A 25,748-nucleotide genomic window follows, 5' to 3' on the forward strand; every position below is an offset into this window, starting at 1 on the left:
CCACCCCGGCCTTGCTGGCGGCGTAGGTGGTCATCGATCGCCGCATGCCGCGCCCGTTCACCCAGCTGTACCTGGGTGCTCGCGCGACCGCCTACCTGGTAACCACCGAGCCGCAAGCTCGGCACTCCATGTAACCGACCCGATCACTTCTTCGGGGCGGCCCATCGCCGTTTGATGAACGCGTCGACCGCCGGTGGCGAGACGCTGTTGATCGCCTGCGCCGCGATCGCGATGCGCGGTGCGATGCGCACCGGACGCTCCTGTACCGCGGTCAGCATCCATCCCGCCGCCTCCGCCGGGCTCAGCCCGAGGCGGCCCTCGAACGCCTTGGTGGGAGCCGACATCGCGGTCTTGACGAGCGGATAGTAGAGCGTGGTGGTGTGAACACCGTCCTCGATCCACTCCGTCTCGGCGATGCGACTCACCGACGACAGCGCCGCCTTCGAGGCGTTGTAGACCCCGAACAACGGCGTCGACTCCATCATCACGCCCCACGTGGACACGTTGATGATGTGGCCGTCGCCGCGTTGCCGCATGCCCGGAGCGAGGGCGCGGATCAGCCGGAGCGGTGCGTAGTAGTTGAGCTGGATCATGCGTTCCACGTCGTGCCAACGGTCCAGGGACTCGGCCAGCGGCCGCCGAATCGAGTGCGCCGCGTTGTTGATCAGGACATCCACTCCCCCGAAGTGCTCCTCGACGCGGGCGGCGAGAGTGTCGACGGCGGCGAGGTCGGACAGGTCGCAGTCGAAGGCGGTCGCGTCGCCGCCCGCTGCGTTCACCCGGGCCACGAGGGCGTCGAGTGGTTCTCTTCGGCGGGCGACCACCGCGATCCTGGCCCCGTGCCCGGCCAGCAACTCGGCCGTCGCCTCGCCGATGCCGGACGACGCGCCGGTGATCAGCACCCGCTTGCCTGTGAGGTCGGCGTGCTGTTCGGTGTGTCGCCGCAGCGGATTTCGCGCTCGCGGAGGCCGCAGAATCGACAGGGTCACGAATTCGGACAGCCGACGCCGGGGATCACGCATCATGTCTAGTTGCCCTCCGCGCTAGAGTCCGGCCGGACACGAGCTGCGTCGCGCGATTCGGCGACGTCGTAATCACCGTCAGCGTAACGGGCCCGGATCACCTTCTTGTCGAACTTGCCGACCGAGGTCTTGGGGACCTCCGCGACGAAGGCCCACCGCTCCGGGATCTGCCAGCGGGGAATGATGTCGGCCAGGAATGCCCGCTGTGTGGCGATGTCGGCGTCGGCCGCGTCCTTCACGACGGCGAGCACGAACGGACGCTCATCCCACTTCTCATCCGGTACGGCGACCACAGCGGCTTCGGCGATGGTCGGATTGCTCATCACCGTGTTCTCCAACTCGACCGATGAGATCCACTCGCCTCCCGTCTTGATGAGGTCCTTGGTACGGTCGACGATCGTCATGAATCCGTCGGCGCTCATCGACGCGACGTCGCCGGTGCGCAGCCAGCCGTCGTGGAATTTGGCGGGATCGGAGACGGGGCCGTCGGGGGAGTGGTACGCGCCGGCGATCCACGGACCACGCACCTCGAGCTCGCCCAAAGCCTCGCCGTCCCACGGCTGTTCGGAACCGTCGTCGGCGATGAGGCGCGCCTCGATCGGTGCCGGGAAGCGTCCCTGCGTGACCCGGTAGGCGAACTCGTCGTCCTCGTTGTCGATGCCGAACGGCGGGCGGGCAACGGAACCGAGCGGCGAAGTCTCGGTCATGCCCCACGCGTGCACGATCGGGACGCCGTGGCCGTCGAACTTGCGAATCATCGACGGAGGCACCGCCGCGCCACCGACTACGACCTCTCGCAGATGCGAGATGTCTTGTGGCACAGCGTCGAGCTGAGCGGCGACACCCTGCCAGATGGTCGGCACCGCGGCCGCGAACGTCGGCCGGCCTGCGGCAATGATCGCCAGCAGCGGCTCGGGCTGCAAGAAGCGGTCGGGCATGATCAGCGTGATACCCGACAACATCGCCGCGAACGGCAGACCCCACGACATGACGTGGAACATGGGGACGATCGCCAGAACCGAGTCGGCGGTCGACAGTCCCATGCTCGAGGGGAGGCACACCTGCATCGAATGCAGCCAGATGCTGCGATGGGAGTAGACCACGCCCTTCGGGTCGCCGGTGGTTCCGGAGGTGTAGCACATCACGGCCGCGTCGTTCTCGTTGATCTCGGGCCACAAGTAGATCGTCGGTTCGTCAGCGAGCAACTCGTCGAACTGGTGCACCTCGACGCCGTCGGGCGCGGTGAATGCCGACGCCGGGCCATTCGTCACGATGACGTGTTCGACATTGGGGGTCGCCGCGACGTACCGCGACAGCATCGGCGCGACCGACGCGTCGACCAGAATGACGCGGTCGTCGGCGTGTTTGATGATGTAGACGGCCTGCTCGGGGGACAGTCGCAGGTTCAGCGTATGCAGCACGGCGCCCATCGCCGGAACACCCGCGTAGGCGACCTGATGCTCGTTGTTGTTCCACATGAAGGTGGCGACGCGATCGCCGCGCCGCACACCCAGCTTGGCGAGTGCGTTGGCCAACTGTGCGGCTTTATCTCCGACGGTCGCGAAGGACATGTCGTTGAACTCGGTGCCGGTCCACGTCCGGACCTTGGCCTCGGCGAAAACCCGGCGGCTGTACTCGACCAGACGGGCGATTGATAGCTCACCCTGCTGCATCGTCGATTGAATCATCGGTCTTCTTCTCCAACGAGAAATGCCTCTAGGATTTCGTTGTACTCGGCCGGATTTGTGCGAGGAAAGAAATGCCCCCCGGATGAGACGAGTTTGTATCGGCTGCCCGGGATCAGTTCGTGCAGATCCTCGCCGCCCTTTGGCGGTGCTGTGTGGTCATCTGTCGAAGACAGGATGAGCGTCGGAGTCAGGACCTTGGGTAGGTCTGCTGAACTGTCAAACTTCGTGATCGAACTGATCCGTGCAGAAACAAGTTCGCTTGGTGGAAGCTTTGACAAGGCCACGGACTCCATGGCCAGCACCATGTCCTCTGTCGTCTCGGGCGGGATCTGTCCAACTGTAATGATGGTTTGCAGTCGACAGAAATCTTCACGTCCAAGTTCCAGCAGAATTCTCCGGCGGAATTTCATCAGCAGGCGCGCTTGAACATCCAAACGAGCGCCGCTGCCGCTGATCGCCAAAGCCTCGACTTTTGTGGGGTATTCCAGCACAAACTTCTGGACAATCATGCCACCCATGGAATGGCCAACAAGCCTGACACGCTCGGCGCCCAGTCTTTCGATCAACAATCTCAAATCGTCAGCGCATTGCCCGATTCCGCTTCTTTCGTCACCGCCGGTACTTTCGCCATGACCGCGGTGATCGTAGATGACAACTCTGTGTGTCTTGCTGAAGTGCTCGACTTGGGCACGCCAAAATGCTCCATGTCCGCCGAGGCCGGAGACAAAAATCAACCAGGGGCCTTCGTCGCCATAGACTTCGTAGTGCAGCTGAGCGCCGTTCTCAGGGAGTATCAAGAATTCAGGCATCATCATCTCCAATATGATCAAGGGCGCCATTTTTGGCGGCGATCATGAGGAGCTCCTCAGGTCGGATTATCATGTTCATTACCCGAGCTTGGCCGGCGTGAATTTCCGGTGAGTCGGTCGCTGCTTCTCTGATGAATCGGCCGAAGGCGAGACGTTCGGCGAATCCCTCCGGGCGGGTGCCTTCTGTCTTTTCGTACACCAAATCTACTGGTTCAGTCAGATCCCACGCCCATTGGGTGATCCCGGCTACTCTTGGACGCGTCCTCATGCTGACGTCGTCCAAATTGCGGTCATTTTCGGAGATCTCCTTCAGTACTTCTCGGAGTTCTCTCGCATGCAGAGAAGCGACGGCCATGCCTTGACCGTAAACGGGATTGAATGCTTGCACGGTGTCCCCGATCGGGATCAACCGCTCTGGGAACTTCTTCATGTTCTCGTAGTGACGCCAGTAAATGCGCGGGATCATGAAGCGCGAAAATCCGCTGAGCCTCCGCTCTTTCCTGATGATTTCATAAGGCAGTGGATCTTCCAGACTTTTGGCGAACTCGGCAAACCCATCCTCATCGATCGGCGGAAAATCGCCGAAACGACCCGACAGGCTAACCACCCATCGATGATCTTCAATTGGCCACAGTACCCCGCTTCGTACTCTGGGCGGGTTCGAGCGGACGATTGCCCCGAACGCTTCCTCGTCACTCTGACCGCGGGTGAAATAGGCGGAGGTATAGGAGATATCGACACCCATCTCCGTCCTCTGCACGTCATCGTAGCCGTGCTGTTCCAAAAGACCGAGAATCGGGCCGGCGCGACCTGTAGAGTCAACAACCAAATCCGAACTGATGATTTCGATTCGACCTGTCGAGTCCTTCACCACGACCCCGGTCGTCACGCCATCCACAATCACATAGTCGACGAGCTCAACCTTGTCCCGCAACTTCACACCGGGGTTTCGTAGCGCATGTTTGCGTACTTCGTGTTCAACCAGAACTCGTGATTGAGCAGAAACATTGAAACCCAAATCACGCTGGGTCTGCCAGTTCCCGTACTCGTGGTACCTTGCCCGTGTTCCTGCGGGCAAGCTGAGCGCACCTGCCGCGACAAGGTCTTCTTCAAACCCCGGCGCTGCCTCGTTCGCAACATTCAAAGGCGCGCGAAGCAGCGCGTGAATGTGCGTCGATTGAGGTACACCGGGCCGTTGTTGTGGTGTGTCCGCGATTTCATCGCGGTCAATGATTATAGTTTCAGCAAAGAATGGTGCGCACAGGAGGGCTGCATAACAGCCGCCAATACCAGCGCCCAAGATGACCAGGCGATCGCCTAGCAGTGCGACATCGGTGTCTTTCACGGTCAATTTCCTCCGTCCTGGTCGGTCAGGCCGGGCAGAATGAATCCGTACTTCTGGATTAGAACCATGATTTTGCCCAGGTCACGTTCGATGTAGTCGGGAGCGGTTTCTCCCGGGGTACGGCGGATGCCAATCTCGAAAAGCGCTTCTCCGATTTCTGTTGGCGATGCGAGGGCTGCAATGATCAGCTCGCCGTCTCCGGTGTTCGTGAAATTGTGCAATGTACGCGTCCCGACCATGGCAATCGCACCTGGAGTGAACTCCTTTTCGCCCTCGCCTTCCACGTAAACGGTGCCTTCGCCTTTGACGCAGACGATCATTTCGGCGGTTCGCACATGCCCATGCAGCAGAACAAAGGCGCCAGGCTCTAGTTGTTGCAAGGCAACGCCAAAATTGTTCTTGCGTGAATAATCGGGCTTGGTTTTGATTGTCACATATCCCACGCTCGGCTGCGGCTGCCAGAACGACTCTCCGTCGTCCGGGCCCATCACATACACTTCACCGCGACGGGTTTGTTCCAAGCTCGAAGCTTCGCTTTTGCTCAGTAGTCCAAAGGCGCGCCGTGTATCCTCGGAGAACCTTTCCAGATCCAACTCGTAGCCTTCTGGCAGAATATCGATGCGCACTTCCGGCACAGCAGGCATGCTGAACCCCATCAGTTCCAGATCGATCTCGCCGGCATTCTGGTATTCCAGGCTGTTGCCACGACCGCAGAAGATCACGTCGCCGGCGGAAACATCGAATGGGTGGTCATTGAATAGCACCTGGCCATGGCCTGCGGTGCAGTAGTAGGCACGATCAACGGCCGACAGTGCCATGAAGTCGACGGACTTGCCGGCCGGGATGCTCACTTTCCAGCACGCAAAATTCACGAAATCCGTGTTTTCGGGCGACAGCTTCACCGAGACCGTCGCATCGCCCCATTTGTAATCGTGGCCTTCGTCCGCGGCCCGATATACACCGTGAGGTCCGAAACCCAAAGTTTCGAAGTATCCGTTTGTCATTCTATTCTCCAATCTCGAGGTTGATCTATGTGACGACAGTCAGGCTGCGGTGTCTGATGCATTGCGCCAGACTGAAACCAGATATGAGTGACGTTTTGGGATTTCCAGGTTCAGCAGCATTGCGAAGCCTTAGCTCGAGTGTCCCGGCCGTGCCTTCGGCGTAGACCTCGTGCACATTTTCAGTGATATTTGGGTCCGAGATCAGCTCCAAGTGGGTGTCGTCCAGCCCGATGCCTGCAAGGGCAACCGTCACCGCAGCGTTGACGTTCTTCGGGAACCGATGCGCCGCGTCACGTACGCTTGATCTGTAGAAGACCTCGGCTTTTTCGACCATCTTCGGAGCTTCGGTTCCATCCCATGCTGTTGGCGGTTTTCGGGATTTATAGACTACTTTTTCCAACCCTGCGATTGCCGCTGCACTCAGCCAGTCCAAACCGCCAATCGCGCCAGGAGCGATAAGTAGTTTGGAACCTGTGTGTCTGGCCGTTGTACTGAGTTCGTTTAGAAGGCCGGCGTCAGCTAACGCCCCGCTGGATACGATCAGCAAATCGATCCCTGCGTCCAGAATTTTTGCGCCGTACTGGTTCACAGCTTCGTGGCCGGCGCACTCGACTACCAGTTCTGGATGACGTGCGATCAGATCTTCTGCATTCGTAAGGAAAGACCCTTTTTTCAAACCTGAGTCATTTGAAGCCTTGGACCCTTGGCGCAATAGCACCCCGGCAACAAAATCGTCTGGCTGATGAGCTTCTGGCAAGGTGCCGCGCAATGCTCGAAAAGTGGTTTTGCCGATGGCGCCGAAACCGATAAACCCCAACTTGGGCAGCTTGGACGGAGTGCTTTGCATCATAGATCCAGCACCAACGTTCCGCCGGTGGCGCGAGATACACAGACCATGATCACGTCGCCGGAAGCCTTTTCCGAGTCTGACAGGATCATGTCTCGGTGATCTGGGGAGCCATCCAGAACGACAGTACGGCAGGTTCCGCAAATACCTTGCCCACATGACGTTTCAATCGAAAGCCCTTCAGCTTTCAGTGCATCAGCAAGCGTTTGACCACCGTCAACTTGTATAGTTCTGCCGGTTTTCGCGAGGATTACTTCGAACGCATCCTCTTGCTCGCTGTGGGGGGATTCTGCAGCCGAAAAGCTTTCAAAATGCACCGTATCTGATGACCAATGTTCCGAGGCTTTACGAACGGCTGAAACAAACCCCCCGGGTCCACAGAAGTAGACATGTGTCCCGTCGACCTGCTCTGCGAGGATGTCAGCCAACCGAGAGGTGGTTTCTTCGGGAGTCAACCCGATGTTCAGGTTTGTGTTGGATCCAAGAGTCGAATCTTTCTCGAGCTTGTCCAGAAACGCCGCATCCTCGCGTGAGCGAATGAAATACTCGAATTCGAACGGCTGATTCTTCGCGGAAAGATGCTGGGCCATGCTCAGGATCGGCGTAACCCCAATCCCTCCGGCCAGCAAAAGCGCATGGCGTGCACTAGGATCCAACGCAAACAGGTTTTTGGGTGAACTAATCTGAAGAATGTCGCCTTCGACAATCTGCTTGTGAAGGAAGGTGGAGCCGCCGCGAGAGGCCGGTTCAAGTTTTACAGCAATCTGGTAGGTGCCGCCTGGTTCGTAGGTGTTGCACAGCGAATACTGGCGGCTCACTCCATTGGGAAGCTGGACGTCTATATGCGCTCCGGGTTCGAACTCAGGCAACGGTCGCCCAGTGGCAGAAGCAAAGGTGAAGCCCAAGATGTCGGTGCCGAGTTTTCTGACCGAGCGAACTTGTACCAAGTGTTTTTGCACTGCGTTGTGCCTCTCGATGGTGTGCCTAGCGGCGTGGATGAACTGGGGTGCAAGGCCCGATCGTGCGTGGTGCGGGCGCGATCAGCCCCGCCGCTGAATTTTCGACAGCACCGCCTGCAGTCGATGGTTCGTGCCGGGTGCTACCAGCCGGAGAGTGTCCGGGCGCAGCGGTTTGCTCAGCACGGTCTTCATATTGGAGAAGGTCTCGATGGAGGCGCGACCGTGGTAGCGCCCCATACCGCTGGCACCGACGCCACCGAAGGGCACACCGGTGGCCGCCGCCTGGATCAAAGCGGCGTCGTAGACCAAGGTGCCCGATGAGGTGCGCTGTTCGAAGTACCGTCGTGTGTCTTTGGAAGCGCTGAATACATAGAGCGCAAGGGGCTTGCCCCAGCCGTTGATCACCTGTGCCGCCTGTTCTTTCGACGCGACAGGAACGATCGGCAGGATGGGACCGAAGATCTCCTCACGCAGGACAGCGTGCGAGGACTCGGGGCCGACCACCGGCTGCTCCCCAGACGGAATGGTCACCACCGTGGGCTCGATGTACCGGTTCGAACGGTCGTGCTCGCCACCGAACGCGATGTCCACGTCCTCCAGATAGCCCACCAGGCGGTCGAAGTTCCGTTCGTTGATGATGCGCCCGTACTCACCCTGTGCGGGGTCGTCACCCCAAAGACCGACGACGGCGCGATGCAAGGCCTCGACCAGCGCCGGTACGCGCTCGGGTGTGGTGAGCACGTAGTCGGGAGACACGCACGTCTGCCCCGCATTCGTGTACTTCGCCCAGGCCAACCGGCGCGCGACAGCGTCGATGCGCTCATCGTCGTCGAACCAGACCGGCGATTTGCCTCCCAGTTCGAGTGTCACCGGGGTCAGATGTTTGGACGCGGCCTCCATCACGAGCTTCCCCACTGGGCCGGAACCGGTGAAGATGATGTGATCGAACTGCTGCTCCAACAGCTGCACTGCCACTGAGATCGGGCCCGTGAGGACTTGGACCGCACCGTCAGGGAAGTACTCGGGACTCAGCCGCGCCATGACCTCGGACGAGTGCGGCGAGTCCGGACTGGGCTTGATCACCGCGCTGTTCCCGGCCGCGAGCACACCCACCAAGGGGTTCAGTGTGAGGTTCACCGGGTAGTTCCACGGAGAGATCACCAAGACCACGCCGAGGGGCTCCGGGACGATACGTGCGAAGCTGGGCCAGTGCGTCGCCGGCGTTGCAATACGCCGCGGTGCCGTCCACCGCTTCAGGTGGCGACGGGTATGAGCGATCTCGCCGAGAACCGCGTCGATCTCTGTCAGACCTGCCTCACGCGGGCTCTTTCCGAGGTCGGCCTGGAGCGCCGCCTCGAATGCTCCACGATGCTCCTGGAGCATTCGGCGCAGTGCCTCCAGGTTGCGCAATCGGTTCGCCAGAGACCGTGTCACGCCGGATTCGAACGCCGAGCGCGCGTTAGCCACCACAGCATCGACCTCTGGTCGCGCATATGAAATCTTGGTAGCAGGGAAGCGGTACGAGGAAGTCACCTCCGACCACCTTTCATCGTTGAAGAGAGTCACCTGAAGATGGCGGGCGGACGTCGGTATGCGATGGCTTCGATTTCTACGGTGGCGCCATAGGGTAGGTCCGCTACCGCGACAAAGGAACGAGCCGGACGTGGCTCGGCAAATACTTCGGCATAATGTTCATTGGCTAGATCGCGTAGGGCGATGTCAGTGACGAAATAGGTTGTCTTCACGATGTCCGCCAATGTCATATCGATCGTGCTCAACCGTTCCTCGAGGCGTGCCATGGCGGCCTCGAGGGCTGGCAGATCTCCGGATACCGCCACCCCGTCACGGTCAACAGACAATGCGCCCGAGACAAATCCAAACCCGTCGACGTGGTAGGCCGGGCTATATGGGTGCGCGCTCATTACTGTGCTCCACTTGTATTGGCGGCGGACTGGGTTGCCGCGTGGTTTTCGGATAGGTTTTGGTGTTGTTCGGCGGCTTGTTCGAATCCGGCGACGTCGAGTCCGAGTACGTCGCGAAGCTTGTGCGCGGCTAGACGCCGGCGAAGTCGGCGCCGATGACGACGGCGTCATGGTCTGTGGTGCTCATGGCGCGGGGTCACCTCCGATGCGTTGCGGCTCAGTACTTTTCCGGGCCGACATTGGAGACAATCATCGGCGGGGGTGTGGTCCATGTCATCGGACATCCGGTCAATTCGCGAACGAATTTTTGACCGTTTGGCGCGCTGTGTGGTCCGTGCGCGGTCCCGGATGGATCAACTCACCGGTTGATCAGAGTCACGGGTTGATCAGATCGGCCAGATGGAGCGCCAATTCGACGCCGAGGCACCGCTTGTCGAGCGCTCGTCCGGCGAGGCGTTCGGCCTGACTCACCCGGTATCGCACGGTGTTGTGGTGAACGCCGAGACTCGCCGCGGTGGCACGGTAGTTGCCGTCGGCGGCGTAGTACGCGGCGAGGGTCTCGCGATGCCTTCGCGCCTCAGGGTCGTCGGAGGCCAGTCGACCGAGCTCACCGTTGATGAATTCGCGGCACCGTTCGATGTCCACCGCGCACAGCACGGCCAGGTGAACCTGGTCGAACAGGGTCACGCGCGGCGTGGGGGAGCCTGCGATCTCGGCGATCCGCAACGCATCGAGGGCCTGCGCGTGGCTGCGGCGGAAGCCCGCCGGTCCGTCACCGCGGTGTCCGACGGCGATGTCGACCGCCTCGACCGGGTCCGCGATGTTCAGGGCGGTGTCGGGGGTTCCGCTGAGCCAGCACCAGGTGGTGCGGACGTCGGCCCGGATGGCCAGATGGGCGTCTGCTCCTGCGCCAGCGACGATGCGGCGCACGGCGGCGTCGTGGGAGCCGCCGGGATCGGGGCTTTCGCCGCCGCGGCTGCGGATGACGACCGCGGTGTGGGAACCGTTCAGACGGTATCCGATGCTGCGGGAGGCGTTGTCGGCGTCCGACTCCGGATCCGCGAGGAAACGACGCACCGCCTCCACGCGAACGAGGGCGCGGTCGCGCGCCAGACGCTCGTCCTCGGCGCGGTACTCCTCGGACAGTCGACGGACGATCGCGTCGTGCACACCGAAGATGTAAGTGGATCCGGCCGTCACGACGTCGACCACGCGGGGCCGCGCGGCAGGGACGGTTTCCGCGGCGGCGGCCCACCGGTCGATGAAGTGGGGTATGCCGACGCGGTAGGCGCGCAGAACGTCATCCAGCGGAACACCCAGGTGCACCATGTCCCTGGTCAGGACCAGCATCTCGGCGGTGGGGCGAAACGACTCCAACGGGACGGCGCGGCTCAGGTAGTCGAGCACGAGCGTCGCCATGGCCTGGCACGCCGACCGGAGCACTCCCTCGGAGATGATGCGATCCATGGCCGGAGACAGTTCCGCGTCGCGGGTGAACACCTCGGTGATGACCGACGCCAGTTCCCCCGCCAGCACCGGCAGATCACCCATCAGCACCATCGCGGTGTCCGAGACTCCCTCGACGGGTTGTCGCCCCTGTGCCCTCGATTCGGGCCGCGAGCCCGGTTGTCCGGTCACCGTGCGCGCCCTTCCGCGAACCGGACTGCAGCCAACTGTGGATTCGTTCGGCCACGTCGGCCCAATCGGTTTCGCTCTGGCTGAGACGACCGTGCTACATGGGTCTGATGGTGTTGGGCCGAGAACCGCATCACCAGAATCGTTTCATTGCCGATAGTCCATATTTTTGGCGTTGTGTCTCACCAGAGTCAAGTACATCTGATGACCGGCAAACACATATCGATCGCCAGTGGTTCCATGACCACCCGAGGTCAGGCGGGAACAATCAGGCAGCTGCTGGTAGCGGTCGCGAGGATAGTGCCGGTGGAGTCGCGGAGGTCGGCCTCGGCGAAGCAGACGCGTTTGCCGGGCTTGGTGACCCAACCGCGGGCGTGGATCTCGCCGGTGTGGGCGTGGATGGGACGCATGAAGTTGACCTTGATTTCGATCGAGCTGTAACCGAACCCGGCGGGAAGGGTCGTATGGACCGCGCACCCCGCCGCGGAGTCCAGCAACGTGCAGGCGAAACCGCCATGCACCATCCCGATCGGGTTGTAGACCGATTCGTCTGGGGTGCCCGCGAAGACGACCTCTCCCGCCTTCACGCTGGCGAGACGAAAGCCCATCAGCTCACCGATCGGGGCGCCCGAGGCTTCGCCGCGCATCCAGCGAGTGAGGAATTCCAGTCCGGAGTAATGGCGGCCGGCTTCGGCGGTGGCTTTCGGGTCGTTCCAAGACACCGTCTTGCTTCGGACAGCGTCGATGGCCGGGCTGTGTGGAGTGCTCAGGGTCGTCATGTCCGGAACCCTAGCATCGCTGAGTTCGGATTCCATACTCAGATAGACTGTGGCAATGGCGAGAGAATGCTCGGTCGCGGCGGCACTGGCGGTGGTAGGTGAGCAGTGGTCGCTGCTGGTGCTGCGGGAGGTAGCTCTGGGTGTGCGGCGCTTCGACGCGATTCAGGAAGCCACCGGCGCGTCCCGTGCGATTCTGGGTGCGCGCTTGCGTGGACTCACCGAGGCGGGGGTGCTCGAACGGGTGGAGTACCGGGAACCGGGGTCACGCACGCGTCACGAATACCAGCTCACCGTCGCCGGCCGCGAACTACAGCCGGTCCTGACCGCGCTGATGCAGTGGGGTGACAGGCATCTGGCCGGCCCGGAGGGCCCGCCTTTGACTGTCACTCATACCGGCTGCGGCGCCACAGTCCGGGCGACACTGCGATGCGAACACGGGCACGTGCTTCCCGACACGGGCCGTGACCTCGACATTCGACACAACCGTTAGCATCGGTGCACCAGCAGGGCGTTCCCGTCGGAACGCGAGAGAACCACTGCAGGACAATCTATTTCGACATAGTGAGCCGAATCAAGGTGCTGGTTCATGAGGACCGGCACCTTGACGGGGCGTCGTCAGAAGGCGGCTTCGTCGAGTTTCATCACACCGAGGTCCAGGGTTTCGAGCACCGTGCGCATACCGGCGAGCAGTGGCAGATGGTTCGCCGCGAACCATTGCGCGGTGACGACCTTTCCGGTGTAGAACGCGCTGTCGGTGGCGTCGGGTTCAGCGGCGAGAGCGGTCAAGGCGATGCGTGCATGGACCAGCAGCCGCCAGGCGATGATCAACTCGCCCGCGGCGTTCAACAGTCGCACCGAGCCGAGTCCGGCCTTGTAGATCTCGGAGGTCTTGGCCGTGTCCGTCGCTGAGGTGATGGTGTAGCCGGTCAAGCACGAGATCATCGCGAGCACGTCCTGCAGTGCCCAACCCAGCAGGGTGCGTTCGGTTTCGAGCGGATCCTCGATCGGGCCGTCGCTCACGAATTTCTCGATCTGCTCGACGACGTGGTCCAGCGCGACGCTCTGATCGCGCACGATCTTGCGGAAGAAGAAGTCCAGCGCCTGGATGGCGGTAGTGCCCTCATACAACGTGTCGATCTTCACGTCGCGGATGTACTGCTCGATCGGATAGTCCTGCAGGTAGCCCGAGCCGCCGAAGGTCTGCAGAGACTCGGTGAGGATCTCGTAGGACCGCTCGGAGCCGACGCCCTTCACGATCGGTAGCAGCAGGTCGTTGACCCGCATGGCCAGTTCGGGGTCGATGCCGTAGTTGGCGGCGGCGACATCGGTGTCCTGGTAGCTCGCGCAGTACATGTAGAGCGCGCGCAGTCCTTCGGCGTAGGCCTTCTGCAGGATCAGGCTGCGCCGTACGTCAGGGTGATTGACGATCGTCACGCGCGGAGCGGTTTTGTCCAACATCTGGGCCATGTCGGCACCCTGAACCCGGGTCTTCGCGAATTCGAGAGCGTTGAGGTACCCGCTGGAGAGCGTGCCGCACGACATCGTGCCGACCAGCATCCGGGCGTTCTCGATGACCTGGAACATCTGAGCGATCCCGTTGTGGACCTCGCCGACGAGCCAGCCGACAGCCGGCAGGCCGTGGCCGCCGAACGTCAGCTCGCACGTCGGCGCGGACTTGATCCCCATCTTGTGCTCGAGATTGGTGACAAAGACACCGTTGCGTGGACCCAATTCCATTGTGTCGGGGTCGAATCGGAACTTCGGCACCAGGAACAACGACAGTCCTTTGGTGCCCGGTCCCGCGCCCTCCGGCCGAGCCAGGACCAGGTGGAAGATGTTGTCGGCAGTGTCACCCACGTCGCCGCCGGAGATGAAGCGTTTGATTCCCTCGATATGCCAGGTGCCATCGGGTTGGGCGATGGCCTTGGTGCGGCCCATTCCGACATCGGAGCCGGCGTCGGGCTCGGTCAGCACCATCGTGCCGGCCCATCGGTGTTCCCAGGCATGGGTCGCCCACCGTTGCTGCTGCGCAGTGCCTTCACGGAACAGCACGTCATGCATTATGGGACCCATATTGAAGAAGGCCGCCGAACTGTTGGCCGCTATCAGCATTTCATGAGCGGCCCAGACCAGAGCGCGAGGCGCGGCCACGCCTCCCATCGGTTCGGGCATGCCCAGTGCCGACCAGCCCGCGTCGTTGATCATGGCCACGGTCTTGTGGAGCTGCTCGGGGACTACAACGGCGTGGTTGGCGGCGTCGAATTCGGTCGGGTTGCGATCGGCGTCGACGAACGACTCGGCCAGCGGGCCTTCGGCGAGGTGCCGGATCTCGTCGAGGATGCTGCGGGCGGTGTCGGTGTCGAGGTCGCCGTAGGCGCCCTTGTCGAGCAGGTGCGCGAGATCGAGTACCTCGAAGAGGTTGAACTCCATGTCGCGCAGGTTCGCCTTGTAATGCGGCACAGCTGAACTCCTGTGGTGGGTTGCCTGGAAGGGAGCGTGTATATAGCGGTGCGGACGGCTCTGCTATACAGAGGCACACGTTTTCGATCTGGTCGGTGCGGTCGTTCAGTCGAGGGGGACGTGGCGTGCGAGAAAGTCGAGCTGGTCGCTGACGACGCGTTCGAACCATTCCCCGACATAGATGTCGAAGTGGCCGGTGTCGTACACTTTGACCTCGCCTTTCGACGCCTTGGCAGCGTGTTTCTCGGTCTGCTTCGCCGGGGCGACGGTGTCGCGTTCGCAGACGACCACCATCAGAGGGCAGTGGACGTCCTTGGCGTGGCGGCCGGGGAAGTTTCGCGGAATCTGCAAGGCGATCCGGGCCGCTACATCCTTCGGGTACGACGTACCAACAGGTGTGAGCGCCTCCATTCCGGAGACGGCGTCGGGCGTGTTCATCAGCGCGGTCGACCCGGGAGGCCCGTAGCTTGGCACCATGACCGGCGCGTGGCCGAGTCGGCTACCGATCTCGTCACGGACCGCCAGGGTGGCTAGCTTGAGCACGTCGATCAGGCCGGTCGTTTTAGCTGAGGCGAGACCGTCGGTGAAGGGACACTGCGCGATCGTGGCGACGATCCGCTTGTCTTGGGCCGCCGTGACGATTGCGTGCCCGCCGCCGAATGAACTGCCCCAGGCGACAACACGATCGGGGTCCACCGTCGGCAGGCCGCGGACGAAGGCGATGGCCGCCTTCCAGTCCGCCCGCTGGCTCGCCACATCCAACAGCTGGCGTGGCTGGCCGCCGCTGGAGCCGAAGTATCGGTAGTCGAAGACGAGGCATGCGTAACCCGCGTCCACGAAGCGATCCGCGAACGCGTCGAGACGTTGTTCCTTCACCCCACCCAGGCCATGAGCCATGACGATGATCGGCGTGGTCAGGTCGGGCTCCTGGCTGGCTGGCGAATACAGCCAGGCAGCGCAGGTGGTCTCCCCGGAAGGGAAACTGACATCACTACGGGTCCAGGTCGACTTACTCATGGGATCTGGTGCTTTCGTGGAAGAAATGGGAATCAAGCGGCAGGGGTGCCGAGGTTGCCGACGTATGGATCGAACCGATACCCCTTGCTCACATCGATGCAAGGGGCGACGAGCCAAGGTCGAAACGTCGTTGCCGGTGTGCTGAAGGTGATCGCTGCCGGGTCAGTGACCCCTCTGCTGACCGTGTCGTTGTTCGCTACGCAGCGAACCGACATCGCCGGCGTACGGCCGCGAGGTCGCCTCGAGCATGAAAGGTTGGAGTACTGAACGCTGCCGGTCGGTGAATCCCCACATTCCGAATCCCAGATACAGCCCTGGCGCGGCCAGACGCACATCGTCGACCAGGTTCGCGAACCCGTTCACCGTGTCGAATGTCCGATAGTCGAGTTGGAAAGCTGGCCGGTTATCGATGTGGGACAGCGCCATTCGGGTCGTCATCGGATCGCGATACGCCAGCCGACCGCCCGCCCACTGATAGATGTTGTAGCCGCGGCCGGAAGTCTCGTCGACTTGCCTGAATCCCTTGGTCTTCCAAAGGTGCAGCGGGTTGCGTACTTTCACCGCTGCCACCGCGCTGCGAAACAGGTTCGGCTGCCGCAGCGCGGTACCGGCGAACTCGCCGGTCATCTCAGAAAGACTTGGCGCGTCCAAGGTTACGAACAGTTCGACCAGTTCCGTGTGAGACATCGCGGTCAGGTCGGCGGGGCAGATATTGGTGATCGTCATTGATCGTCTTCCTTTTGTCGAACCGGGCGGCTATACGTGGTGTGCGCCGGTGTGTGGGTGGTCTGTTTCGGCGACGCTGGCCACTGTCCTGCGGAGTTCGTCCATGCGGTCGGTGCAGATCTGTCGTGGTGTGAGGTCGTATTCGAGGCAGAGCGATGCCGCTGCCGCGGTGGCGATTGCGTGTTGGGCGCCGTTGCCCATGAATTTCGTGACTGAACCGGCGATGTGTGTGACGCTGATGTGTTTGCCGGCCATCATGAGGTTGTCGAGGTCTGCGGAGTACAGGCAGCGGAACGGCACTTCGAACGGAAGTCCATCGCGGGTATCCCACTTCCAGTCCTTGAGCCGGAAGTCGTAGTCCTCGTCGATCGGATAGTGCAGGCAGAACGCGCCGGAGTTCATCGCGGCGGCGTCCGGGAAGTGTCGGTGTTCGCGAATGTCGTTCTCGGTGAGGACGTAATCGCCGCGGTATCGCCGGAACTCACCTTGTCCGGCGACGAAAGCCACCCAATCGAGCGCGAGGTTCGCGTAGGTGTCCGGTTCGATCGTCTTGACGTTGGCGAAGGTTCCGTAGATGGCGCGCAGCAGGTGGTCCCGGATGTGTTCGCCCTGGGTGTAGGGGTCCAGCCATTGGCCGTACTCCCAGAAGTGTGTGGCGGGCACCAGCATTCGCCTGCGGATGGCCGGATCCGGCGTACGGAATCGACCGGCGACCGGACCGGGGGCATTGTCTTGACCGGGCTTGACCAGCTGACCGTTGAGGTTCGCGTAGTCCTTGGCGATCTCCTGCGCCCAGGGAACATCCGGAAACGGAGTCGGGCCGTCGGATTCCCGCGTCCTGAAGAAGACGGTGTGACCGTGGTGCTGGTCGAGGTGCTCGGCCGGCGCGGAAGGCTCGCCGTACTCCGCCGCCGACTCGTTCCCGAACAGGGTGCGCACGCCGGCCAGCAAACCCACGATTGCTGTTCCGCTGCAATCGATCACGATCGGCGACGAGAACCGGTACTCCAGTCCGGTTCGTGTATCGCGAGCATCGACCGCGGTCACTCGCCGCCCTTCGACCACCACGGCGAAGACCTCGTGCTCGGTGAACACGGTGGCGTTCTCTTCGGCTTCGAGGACATCGCGCGCCATCAGGTCACCGTCGGGGTGGCGTCGCGACAGTTCGTGCACGAGTGGACCGGTCTCCCCGCGAGGCGTGAGACCGATCTCCACGCTCGCATTGCCGCCGAGAACCGGGCGGTTGTGGATGAGCGCGGTGCGCAGCCCCAACCGTGCGGCCGCTAAGGCTCCTGCGGCGCCTGTGACGCCGCCGCCGACCACGATGACATCGAAATCTCCTGCCGGTGTTGGGATGTCGGGCAGCCCGCGCAGCCGCCGACGCCACGCCCGTGCCGCGGCGTCGTTGCCCTCGGGCGGGGGAACATCGCCGAGACTGAAGTAGATCGCGTCGCATCGTCCGTCGAAGCCGGTCAGATCGTGAAGGTCGATGCGAGTGGCGCCGGCGGGGAGATGGATGGTTCCCGCGCGTTCCCATGCCCAATCCTGACCGCTGGCTCCGAACTCCTTCGCCAGTGTGTGGCCACCGATCGTCACGGTGAAACGCCCCGGATGGTGCGACGGCACCCAGTCTTTGGTGCGCACCCAGATGCGGTAGTCCCCGGGCTGCTGGATCTGGGCGGTCGCGCTGGCGTCAGCGACAGGAATTCCGAGCCCGTGGGCCAGCAGATAGGAAGCACCCATCTGGGCCTGGAACTGGGAATCGAGTACCCAGCCACCCGTGTCTTCGAAGTCCGTGGCTTGGACGAGCAGATCTCCCGCCCGCAGGGTGTTGTGATTGTTCGGAGCGCTCATTCTGGTACCGGATTCTGGAGTTGTGTGTCGACCGGAAGTGTTGACACACAGGGTGGCTGGGACGAGTGCGGCGCAAGACGCTGCAATCTATTTGGCGCGCTGGGTGATCCATTCCTCGTAATAGGCGGGCAGCTCGGACGCGCGGGAGGTGAATTCGGGCGTTCGCTTCTCGAGGAAGGCGGCTACGCCTTCCTTCGCGTCGTCGACACTGGCCCAGAACAGCGCGAGGGATTCGATGCGGTGAGCGTCGGCAGGATGAGCGAGGGCTCCGTTGCGACGCACCATCTGTTTGGCCTGGGCGACGGCGATCGGGGAGCGGTTGCGTGTCCACGCGTCTGCGACCTCCGTGGCGCGGGAGAGCAGGGCGTCTGGTTCCACGACTTCGTCCACGAGACCGACGGCCGCCGCGGCGGCGGCATCGATGATGTCCGCGCGCAGCACCAGATCCAAGGCCGCGGACTGGCCGACGATCCGCTCGAGGAACCAGGTGGAGGCCGCCTCGGGGGTCACCCCGATCCGTCCGAAGATCAGTCCGATCCGCCCCTCGGTGGATATGAGCCGGCGATCCATCGCCAGGGTCATCGTCGCGCCGACACCCACGGCGGCACCGTTGATGGCGGCGATGACCGGCTTGCGGCAATCGTGAATGGCGAGCGTGAGCCTGCCTCCGGGATCGCGCACCCGTGCGATGTTCGGATCCTCCAGGTCGGCCATGTCGCCCAAGCCGGGAGTTCGGGACTCGTCGAGCCCGAACACGTTTCCCTCGCCACTCAGATCCATTCCCGCGCAGAACGCGCGGCCCGCGCCGGTGACGATCACCGCGCGGACGGCGTCGTTGTCGTTGACTTCGCGAAACGATCGCTCGAGCTCGTCACCCATCGTGAGAACGAAGGCGTTGAGGTTGTCGGGACGGTTCAGGGTGATGGTCAGGATGCCGTCGTCGATGCGATGTGTGATGGTCTCGAACATGGTGGCTCCTGGTTGCTTCGATGCTGTGAGAAGCCATGCATCTCTCGGGAATCGTTCTTGCACAAGAGATTTGAGTCGGCGACCTGCCATCCGGAGAGGCTCGTCCCGAGGGTTGGCTTCTGCGATGAAAGCTAGCTATAGTGGGGCTGGCTGTCAATACCGAAGTGAGGTGCATCGTGGACTGGCTCAGCCTGGACACCGAGAACTGCCCCGTGAAGCGAACGCTCGAGGTCGTCGGAGAAAAGTGGAGTCTGCTGCTCATTCGAGAGGTGATCAACGGCGTCCGCAGGTTCGATGACTTCCGCGATCATCTGGGCGTGTCCGAGGCGGTGTTGGCGGACCGGCTCCGCAAGCTCGTAGCGGCGCAGATCCTCGAAACTCGGCCCTATCGACCGGCGGGCGGGCGTATCCGCCACGAATATGTGCTCACGGACAAAGGGTGGGATATGTGGCCCATCATCGTTTCTTTGATGCAGTGGGGCGACAAGCACGCCGCCGACCCGGAAGGGCCATTTCTCAACGTCCGCCACGCCGACTGCGGCGCCCCGGTCCGGGTGGTCGTCGAATGCAGTCATGACCACCACGCGGTCGCGCACGATCAGGTTGTGGTCAGCGCCGGAGCATCGGCCCGCGAACGCCAACGATAGCGGCCGACGCTGTCACCTCGGGGCGCCATGCGAGCTGCCCTCGGGGATGGCGGCCCCTTCATCTCCCCGACTCCCAATTCGCACGATACACAACGCATTAGCCCTGGAAATAGGCCCGCGAGGGTTCTGATACCGAGCACATGAAGGAAACAGTATGGCCGAACAATTCCCGCATCTGGATCTGTCCGCCGATGACGTCCTGACCACCACCCGGTCGGTGCGCAAGCGTCTCGACTTGGAGCGGCCGGTGCCGCTGGAGGTGGTGAAGGACGCGCTCGAGGTGGCGCTGCAGGCGCCGTCGGGCAGCAATATGCAGTCGTGGCATTGGATCGTGTTGACCGATCCGGAGCCGAAGAAGATCGTGGCGGAGTACTACCGGAAGTCCTACTTCGCCTACGCCGAGGCCGGTGCGGCGGCGCGGTCAGCGAAGCCGCCGAAAGACCTCGAGACGGCGGAGAAGGTGGCATCCAGCGCCACATACCTGGCCGAGATCATGGAGCGGGTGCCGGCCCTGGTGATCGGCGCCATCCACGTGCCGGGCGGTGAGTTCCCGCAGGGCAATCAGGCGCAGTTGTGGGGTTCGTTATTGCCGGCGGCATGGAGTCTGGCACTGGCATTGCGCGAGCGTGGCCTGGGGTCGGCGTGGACGACATTGCATCTGGAGTACGAGCGTGAGGTCGCGGACGCATTGGGCATCCCGGCGAACATTCGGCAGGGTGTGTTGCTGCCGGTGGCGTACACGAAAGGCACGCAGTTCAAACCCGCCAAGCGTGCTCCGCTCGAGACGGTGCTACACGTCAACGGCTGGTGACCGGAATGAGTGTTCTCGATAAATTTCGCCTCGACGACCGCGTAGCCATCGTCACCGGCGCGTCGTCCGGGCTCGGCGTCGCCTTCGCGAAGGCATTCGCCGAGGCCGGCGCACATGTCGTGCTCGCGGCACGGCGCATCGACAAGCTGGATGACACTGCGGCATTGGTTCGAGCGAGCGGACGCCGCGCGCTCCCGGTTGCAACAGACGTCGCCGACCCGGACCAGTGCACCGCTATGGTCGACGCGGCCATGGCGGAGTTCGGGCGCATCGACATTCTCGTCAACAACGCCGGAATCGGAACCGCGGTTCCCGCAACCCGCGAAAGCCCGGATCAGTTCCGTTCCGTCATCGACATCAACCTGTCAGGCTCCTACTGGGCCGCACAGGCATGCGGAAAGGTGATGCAGCCCGGCAGCTCCATCATCAACATCTCCAGCATCCTGGGACTCACGACTGCCGGCCTCCCGCAGGCCGCATACAGCGCCAGCAAAGCCGGCATCCTGGGATTGACGCGAGACTTGGCCCAACAGTGGGGCGCGCGCAAGGGTATTCGCGTCAACGCGATCGCTCCGGGATTCTTCGCCTCCGAGATGACCGATCAGTATCACGACGGCTATCTCGACAGCCTGGCACCTCGGATCGTTCTCGGGCGGACGGGTGACCCGGACGAACTCGCCGCAACACTGGTTTGGCTGGCATCCGATGCGGGCGGGTACGTCACCGGACAGACTCTCGCCGTCGATGGTGGCGTCACGATTACATGACCGATCAAATGCGGTTTCCGAACATGGGTGAGAACACCACAAGCTACGTCCTGTTCCAGAGCGTTCGAGGCATCCCCTTCGCCAATGGCCTGGCCGCTGCGATCCCCGGCCCTCCGACGGCCTCGCGGCGGTCGGCCTGATCCGATTTCCGGCTCGCCACACGCGGTTAAGGCTTTGTGATTACAGTGGATGCGACAACCATCCTCCGCCGACGGCTTGCCGGGGGAACAGTCCGGGGCTTCCGCGCGAATACGCTTGATGACAAGGACGTTTCAGCATTCTCGAAGTGGGCGAAGGCATGCGCGACCGCGTTCGCGGAACTCCCGATACCGGTGAGGAATTCCCATGGCGTCCACCGTTCTGCCCCGCATCGCCCGCCGTCTCGGCACCCAGCGCTGGGTCATGCACGCGTCCGGCACGATTCTCGCATCCGACCGCGCGGTCCGGCGAATCACCCGGGGGCGCAACGGCGTTCTCGATATCGCGGGCCTGCCCTCCCTCGAACTGACCGTGATCGGCCGCAAGACCGGCCTCCCCCGCACCACCTCGCTGCTCTACGTCCCCAATGACGACAGCATCCTGCTCATCGGCTCGAATTGGGGCAGCTCCGACCACCCGTCGTGGTCGGCCAATCTGCGCTCCGCCACCACCGCCACCGTCCACGTCGGCGGCCGGCGCTTCCCGGTCACGGTCACCCAGATCACCGGCGTCGAACGAAAACGGGCCTGGGACACCGCCGTCGAATTCTGGCCGGGCTACGAGATGGAACACGACCTCTCCGGCGGCCGCGCCTTCCGCATCTTCGAACTACGGCCCGTCCACCCGACCCCGCAGCTCGCGTCCGCCATCCGCGGCGACACCCCGCCCCGCTCGCGCTCCCCGTACACCCGCCCGGCGCTCGCCGCTGCCGCCGTCATCGTTGCGGCACTGTGGTGGCGCGCTCGCCGATGAATGAAGCCGTCGGCGGCCAAGTTCGGGGGAGTGGCCGCCTTCGGCGTACCGGGACTTCTGCTTACGGGTCGGCAACCCGGCGAATTCGGCTGCGTCGATGATCCGTCCCTGAACGTCGGGCACTCCCGGCGTCCGGCGCGCGCTGTCATCGATCGGTCGGCGGCAGGGCGGCATGTCCAAATGCGGACATGCGCATCTAACATTGCCCGCCGAGCGTGTCCGCGTTCCACCTCATATATTTGCCCGTTCACGGCTCTCGGCGGGCGCGGCGGCCGGCTCCCGTGTGGGATGGTGGGCCCATGAGCGGTGCGGAGATCGTGGCGGATGGCGGGGAGGATCCCGGATCCCCGGCATCGGCGGGGGATGACGCGGCCAGGCGTGCGCGGGTGGAGGCTCGTGGTGCGGAGGCGGCGGCCGCGGGGCCGCGGCGGATTCTCGGAATCGCGGTGCCGACCCTCGGCGTGCTGGTCGCCGAGCCGATCTATCTGCTGTTCGATATGGCCGTGGTGGGGCGGCTCGGGGCATTGGCGCTGGCGGGGCTCGCGGTCGGCGGTTTGATTCTGGCGCAGGTCAGTTCGCAGTTGACGTTCCTGAGTTATGGGACGACGGCGCGGGCGGCTCGGCGGCACGGGGCGGGGGATGAGCGTGGCGCCGTGGTCGAGGGGGTGCAGGCCAGTTGGATCGCGGTGGGCGCGGGGGTGGCGATCGTCGCGGTTGTGCAGTTGTTCGCGGGGCCGATCACCCGGGCCATCGCGGGTGGGGCCGATATCGCCGACAAGGCCGAGTCGTGGGTGCGGATCGCATTGTTCGGGGTGCCGTTGATCCTGCTGTCCATGGCGGGCAACGGGTGGATGCGCGGGGTGCAGCAGACGCGGCGGCCGCTGCTGTACGTGGTTGCGGGGCTGGTGGTTTCGGGCATCCTGTGTCCGGTGCTGGTGCACGGCCTGCTGGGCGCGCCCCGATTGGAGCTCGAAGGCTCCGCGGTCGCGAATCTGGCGGGGCAGTCGGTCGCGGGCGCGCTGTTCGTCCGGGCATTGTGGCGGGCGCACGTGCCGATCGCGCCGCACCCGGCGATCATGAAGGCGCAGTTGGTGCTGGGGCGGGATCTGATCGTGCGGAGTCTGGCGTTCCAGGCGTCGTTCGTCTCGGCCGCTGCGGTGGCCTCCCGATTCGGGGCGGCGTCGGTGGCCGCCCACCAACTGGTGCTGCAGATCTGGAATTTCTTGGCGCTGACCCTGGATTCGCTGGCGATCGCGGCGCAGACGCTGGTGGGCGCGGCCCTGGGAGCCGGAAACGCGCGGGGCGCACAGGGTTTGGCGCGCCGGATCACCGGGTGGTCGACGGTGTTCTCGCTGGTCCTGGCCGGCGTCTTCGCGGCGGGGTACACGGTGATCCCGCGGCTGTTCACCGATGACCCGTCGGTCCTGGATCGCACCCACGTGGTGTGGTGGTTCTTCGTCGCCATGATCCCGGTGGCCGGGGTTGTGTTCGCGCTCGACGGCGTGCTGCTCGGCGCGGGTGATGCCGCGTTCCTGCGCAATGCCACGCTGGGGTCGGCGCTGGTGGGCTTCCTGCCCCTGATCTGGCTGTCGCTGGCCTACGACTGGGGGATCGGCGGAATCTGGACGGGCCTGGTCGTTTTCATGCTGTTGCGCCTGATCGCGGTCACCTGGCGAGCGCTGTCGGGACGCTGGGCGCGGGTCGGGGCCGAGGTGCCGGGACGGGTTTCGTAGCCCGTCCCGGCAGGGGTTCGCCTAGTCCGCGGCGCCGTTCGCCTGGGCGGCGGCCTGCTTCTCGAGGTTCTGCGCGACCTCGGCCTGCCAGTTCTCGTTGGCGTGGGTGGTGTCGACTTCGTATTCGAAGCGGGCCGTCATTTCCGGCTTGATGTCGGCGACGTCGACGTAGAACTGCTCGTACCAGCGGCGATGCTGGTAGACCGGCCCGTCTTCCTGGGTGAGCAGCGGATTGTCGATGCGGGTCTTGTGTTTCCAGATCTCGACGTCCTGGAGGAATCCGACACCGAAGCTCTTGCCGAAGGCCTTGGCGAGTTTCTCGGATTTCTCCGGCGGCAGCCCCTGGATGCGCTGCACGCTCACGCCCCACTGCAACATGAACGAGTTGTGGGTAACCGGGTAGTGGCAGTTGATGAGCGCCACCTCGACGGTGTTGTCACCGAAGTCGTTGTGCAGGTAGTTGATCATGTACGACGGCCCGAAATAGGAGGCCTCCGAACGCAGCAGCGACATTTCCTGCGAATAGTTGGACTTGGCGTGAATGTCCGGCCGGCCCTTGGAGTGCAGGAACTGGGTCGCCACATGCCCTTCGAACACGTTCTTGAAGTACACGGGGTACGCGAAGTGAATGTAGAAGAAGTGCGCCATGTCGACGTTGTTGTCGATGATCTCGCGGCAGTGCGCGCCCTCGATGAGCAGTGAGTTCCAGTCCCAGTCGCTCCACTGGTCGGTCTCGATGCCCTCGATGTGCGGAATGGCGACCTCGGGCGGCGGGGGATTGCCCTCCGGGTCGTTCCACACGAAGAACTGGCCGTTCTCCTCGCAGGTGGTCCAGGACCGGGTGCGCGCCAACGGCGGAACGCGCCGCGCATAGGGAATGGCGGCGCATTTGCCGTCGCCGCGCCACCGCCAATCGTGGAAGGGGCAGGCGATATTGTCGTCCTTGACGCTGCCGTAGGCGAGGTCCGCGCCCATGTGCCGGCAGTAGCCGTCGAGGGCGTGCAATTCGCCTTTGCTGTCGGACCAGATCACCAGTTTGGTGCCGAAGGCGTTGACCGAGTGTGGCTGTCCGTCCCGGAAGCTCTCGGCGAGCCCGAGGCAATGCCACCCCCGGGCGAACCGCGTCATCGGTTCGCCGACATCGATGCTGCGATAGTGCTGACTCATCTGCGTCCTCCGCGATCGATCAGTCCGTGCACTTCGCAGCCTACTAGAACACGTGTCAGTTTTGGTCCGGAATCAGGCCCCTCGATACCGCCGCACAACCACTTTCGCGGGCCGGATCGAGCGATCCCCTATGGTCAGGCCGGGCTGGATGACCGACTCCACGGTCTTGTCCGCCTCCCGGTCGTCGGTGCCGACGATCTCGGCGGCCTCCATGGTCTCCGGATCGAACGCCGTGCCCCGGAACGGCGTCACCAGCTCGCCGCCGCGCTCGGCCAGCATGCGCTCGACCCGGCGATTGATGGCCTCGAAGCCCTGCCGGTCCGGTTCCGAATTCGAGGTGGACACGAAGGTCTGCGCCAGCCCGTGCAGGGCGAACAGATCGCGCAGCAGTGGCGCGTCGGCCTCGGCGCGCTCGTCGCGGATCTTCAGTTTGGCGGCGTCGGCTAGTCGCTCGATGGTGGCAGCCTGACGCGCGATGACCCGGGCGAGGTCGTCGATGCGTTCGGTGATGCGGTCGAGAGTCGGGGCGGACTCCTCCGCGGTCGCTGGGGGCGCCAGGGGGATCGTGGCCGCCGGGGCTGGATCGGTCATGCACGAACGATAAACCCAGCTGTCGCCGGTGACTGCTACCATCGC

At 63.4% G+C, this 25,748-nt stretch carries 24 protein-coding genes; 6 read left to right on the plus strand and 18 right to left on the minus strand.

Annotated features, from left to right (window positions below; genetic code table 11):
• Positions 1-143: 143 nt before the first annotated feature.
• The 11 genes from ABZ382_RS24820 to ABZ382_RS24870 form a co-directional block, all read right to left on the minus strand.
• Positions 144-1,025, minus strand: coding sequence for an SDR family oxidoreductase (locus ABZ382_RS24820; RefSeq protein WP_357093074.1), 882 nt, complete (start codon positions 1,023-1,025; stop codon positions 144-146).
• Positions 1,026-1,027: 2 nt separating this feature from the next.
• A complete protein-coding gene (locus tag ABZ382_RS24825; RefSeq protein WP_357093077.1) occupies positions 1,028-2,710 on the minus strand; it encodes a long-chain fatty acid--CoA ligase in 1,683 nt (560 codons plus the stop codon).
• The gene (locus ABZ382_RS24830; protein ID WP_357093079.1) at positions 2,707-3,540 is read right to left on the minus strand and encodes an alpha/beta fold hydrolase; all 834 of its coding nucleotides are present in this window, start codon (positions 3,538-3,540) and stop codon (positions 2,707-2,709) included. The genes ABZ382_RS24825 and ABZ382_RS24830 overlap by 4 nt, the downstream gene beginning before the upstream one ends.
• Positions 3,512-4,864: a hypothetical protein gene (locus tag ABZ382_RS24835; RefSeq protein ID WP_357093082.1), complete on the minus strand. Its 1,353-nt coding sequence runs from the start codon at positions 4,862-4,864 to the stop codon at positions 3,512-3,514. The genes ABZ382_RS24830 and ABZ382_RS24835 overlap by 29 nt, the downstream gene beginning before the upstream one ends.
• Positions 4,865-4,866: 2 nt before the next feature.
• Entirely contained in the window at positions 4,867-5,868 is a 1,002-nt protein-coding gene (locus ABZ382_RS24840; RefSeq protein WP_357093085.1) for a cupin domain-containing protein, read from the minus strand.
• A gap of 25 nt (positions 5,869-5,893) precedes the next feature.
• On the minus strand, positions 5,894-6,718 hold the full coding sequence (locus ABZ382_RS24845; protein WP_357093088.1) for an aspartate dehydrogenase: 825 nt from the start codon (positions 6,716-6,718) through the stop codon (positions 5,894-5,896).
• Complete coding sequence (locus ABZ382_RS24850; RefSeq protein ID WP_357093091.1) at positions 6,715-7,674, minus strand: PDR/VanB family oxidoreductase; 960 nt, start codon at positions 7,672-7,674, stop codon at positions 6,715-6,717. The genes ABZ382_RS24845 and ABZ382_RS24850 overlap by 4 nt, the downstream gene beginning before the upstream one ends.
• 81 nt (positions 7,675-7,755) lie before the next feature.
• Positions 7,756-9,207, minus strand: a complete 1,452-nt coding sequence (locus tag ABZ382_RS24855; RefSeq protein ID WP_357093094.1) for an aldehyde dehydrogenase family protein — start codon at positions 9,205-9,207, stop codon at positions 7,756-7,758.
• Between the two features lie 29 nt (positions 9,208-9,236).
• Positions 9,237-9,596 carry a RidA family protein gene (locus ABZ382_RS24860; protein ID WP_357093097.1) on the minus strand — a complete coding sequence of 120 codons (360 nt, stop codon included), beginning with the start codon at positions 9,594-9,596 and terminating at the stop codon, positions 9,237-9,239.
• A 375-nt stretch (positions 9,597-9,971) separates the two neighbouring features.
• Complete coding sequence (locus ABZ382_RS24865; RefSeq protein WP_357093100.1) at positions 9,972-11,156, minus strand: helix-turn-helix domain-containing protein; 1,185 nt, start codon at positions 11,154-11,156, stop codon at positions 9,972-9,974.
• A 329-nt stretch (positions 11,157-11,485) separates the two neighbouring features.
• Positions 11,486-12,010, minus strand: coding sequence for a PaaI family thioesterase (locus tag ABZ382_RS24870; RefSeq protein WP_357093103.1), 525 nt, complete (start codon positions 12,008-12,010; stop codon positions 11,486-11,488).
• A gap of 55 nt (positions 12,011-12,065) precedes the next feature.
• Here ABZ382_RS24870 and ABZ382_RS24875 point away from each other — a divergent pair, with 55 nt between their 5' ends.
• On the plus strand, positions 12,066-12,500 hold the full coding sequence (locus ABZ382_RS24875; protein ID WP_357093106.1) for a helix-turn-helix domain-containing protein: 435 nt from the start codon (positions 12,066-12,068) through the stop codon (positions 12,498-12,500).
• 125 nt (positions 12,501-12,625) lie between these two features.
• Here the strand turns inward: ABZ382_RS24875 and ABZ382_RS24880 are convergent, their stop codons facing one another.
• The 5 genes from ABZ382_RS24880 to ABZ382_RS24900 all read right to left on the minus strand — a co-directional run bounded on the left by ABZ382_RS24880 (position 12,626) and on the right by ABZ382_RS24900 (position 19,036).
• Complete coding sequence (locus ABZ382_RS24880; RefSeq protein ID WP_357093109.1) at positions 12,626-14,470, minus strand: acyl-CoA dehydrogenase; 1,845 nt, start codon at positions 14,468-14,470, stop codon at positions 12,626-12,628.
• Between the two features lie 105 nt (positions 14,471-14,575).
• Positions 14,576-15,487 (minus strand): alpha/beta fold hydrolase, encoded by a 912-nt coding sequence (locus ABZ382_RS24885; RefSeq protein WP_357093112.1) that lies wholly within the window; start codon positions 15,485-15,487, stop codon positions 14,576-14,578.
• Positions 15,488-15,649: 162 nt separating this feature from the next.
• Complete coding sequence (locus tag ABZ382_RS24890) at positions 15,650-16,213, minus strand: hypothetical protein (protein ID WP_357093115.1); 564 nt, start codon at positions 16,211-16,213, stop codon at positions 15,650-15,652.
• 30 nt (positions 16,214-16,243) lie between these two features.
• Positions 16,244-18,067 carry an FAD-dependent oxidoreductase gene (locus ABZ382_RS24895; protein WP_357093118.1) on the minus strand — a complete coding sequence of 608 codons (1,824 nt, stop codon included), beginning with the start codon at positions 18,065-18,067 and terminating at the stop codon, positions 16,244-16,246.
• Between the two features lie 87 nt (positions 18,068-18,154).
• Complete coding sequence (locus tag ABZ382_RS24900; RefSeq protein ID WP_357093121.1) at positions 18,155-19,036, minus strand: crotonase/enoyl-CoA hydratase family protein; 882 nt, start codon at positions 19,034-19,036, stop codon at positions 18,155-18,157.
• Between the two features lie 176 nt (positions 19,037-19,212).
• Here ABZ382_RS24900 and ABZ382_RS24905 point away from each other — a divergent pair, with 176 nt between their 5' ends.
• The 5 genes from ABZ382_RS24905 to ABZ382_RS24925 all read left to right on the plus strand — a co-directional run bounded on the left by ABZ382_RS24905 (position 19,213) and on the right by ABZ382_RS24925 (position 23,945).
• Positions 19,213-19,683, plus strand: a complete 471-nt coding sequence (locus ABZ382_RS24905; RefSeq protein ID WP_357093124.1) for a helix-turn-helix domain-containing protein — start codon at positions 19,213-19,215, stop codon at positions 19,681-19,683.
• A gap of 154 nt (positions 19,684-19,837) precedes the next feature.
• On the plus strand, positions 19,838-20,494 hold the full coding sequence (locus ABZ382_RS24910; protein WP_357093127.1) for a nitroreductase family protein: 657 nt from the start codon (positions 19,838-19,840) through the stop codon (positions 20,492-20,494).
• 5 nt (positions 20,495-20,499) lie between these two features.
• The gene (locus ABZ382_RS24915) at positions 20,500-21,261 is read left to right on the plus strand and encodes a glucose 1-dehydrogenase (protein ID WP_357093130.1); all 762 of its coding nucleotides are present in this window, start codon (positions 20,500-20,502) and stop codon (positions 21,259-21,261) included.
• Between the two features lie 345 nt (positions 21,262-21,606).
• On the plus strand, positions 21,607-22,212 hold the full coding sequence (locus ABZ382_RS24920; protein ID WP_357093133.1) for a nitroreductase family deazaflavin-dependent oxidoreductase: 606 nt from the start codon (positions 21,607-21,609) through the stop codon (positions 22,210-22,212).
• A 299-nt stretch (positions 22,213-22,511) separates the two neighbouring features.
• Complete coding sequence (locus tag ABZ382_RS24925; protein ID WP_357093136.1) at positions 22,512-23,945, plus strand: MATE family efflux transporter; 1,434 nt, start codon at positions 22,512-22,514, stop codon at positions 23,943-23,945.
• A 21-nt stretch (positions 23,946-23,966) separates the two neighbouring features.
• On the opposite strand, the gene ABZ382_RS24930 is transcribed toward ABZ382_RS24925, so the two are convergent.
• Positions 23,967-25,112 carry a Rieske 2Fe-2S domain-containing protein gene (locus ABZ382_RS24930; protein WP_357093139.1) on the minus strand — a complete coding sequence of 382 codons (1,146 nt, stop codon included), beginning with the start codon at positions 25,110-25,112 and terminating at the stop codon, positions 23,967-23,969.
• A 72-nt stretch (positions 25,113-25,184) separates the two neighbouring features.
• Positions 25,185-25,703, minus strand: a complete 519-nt coding sequence (gene grpE / locus ABZ382_RS24935; protein WP_357093142.1) for a nucleotide exchange factor GrpE — start codon at positions 25,701-25,703, stop codon at positions 25,185-25,187.
• Positions 25,704-25,748 lie beyond the last annotated feature (45 nt).

The sequence above is a fragment of the Nocardia sp. NPDC005825 genome, assembly GCF_040630175.1.
In the GTDB taxonomy this organism is placed as follows: Bacteria; Actinomycetota; Actinomycetes; order Mycobacteriales; family Mycobacteriaceae; genus Nocardia.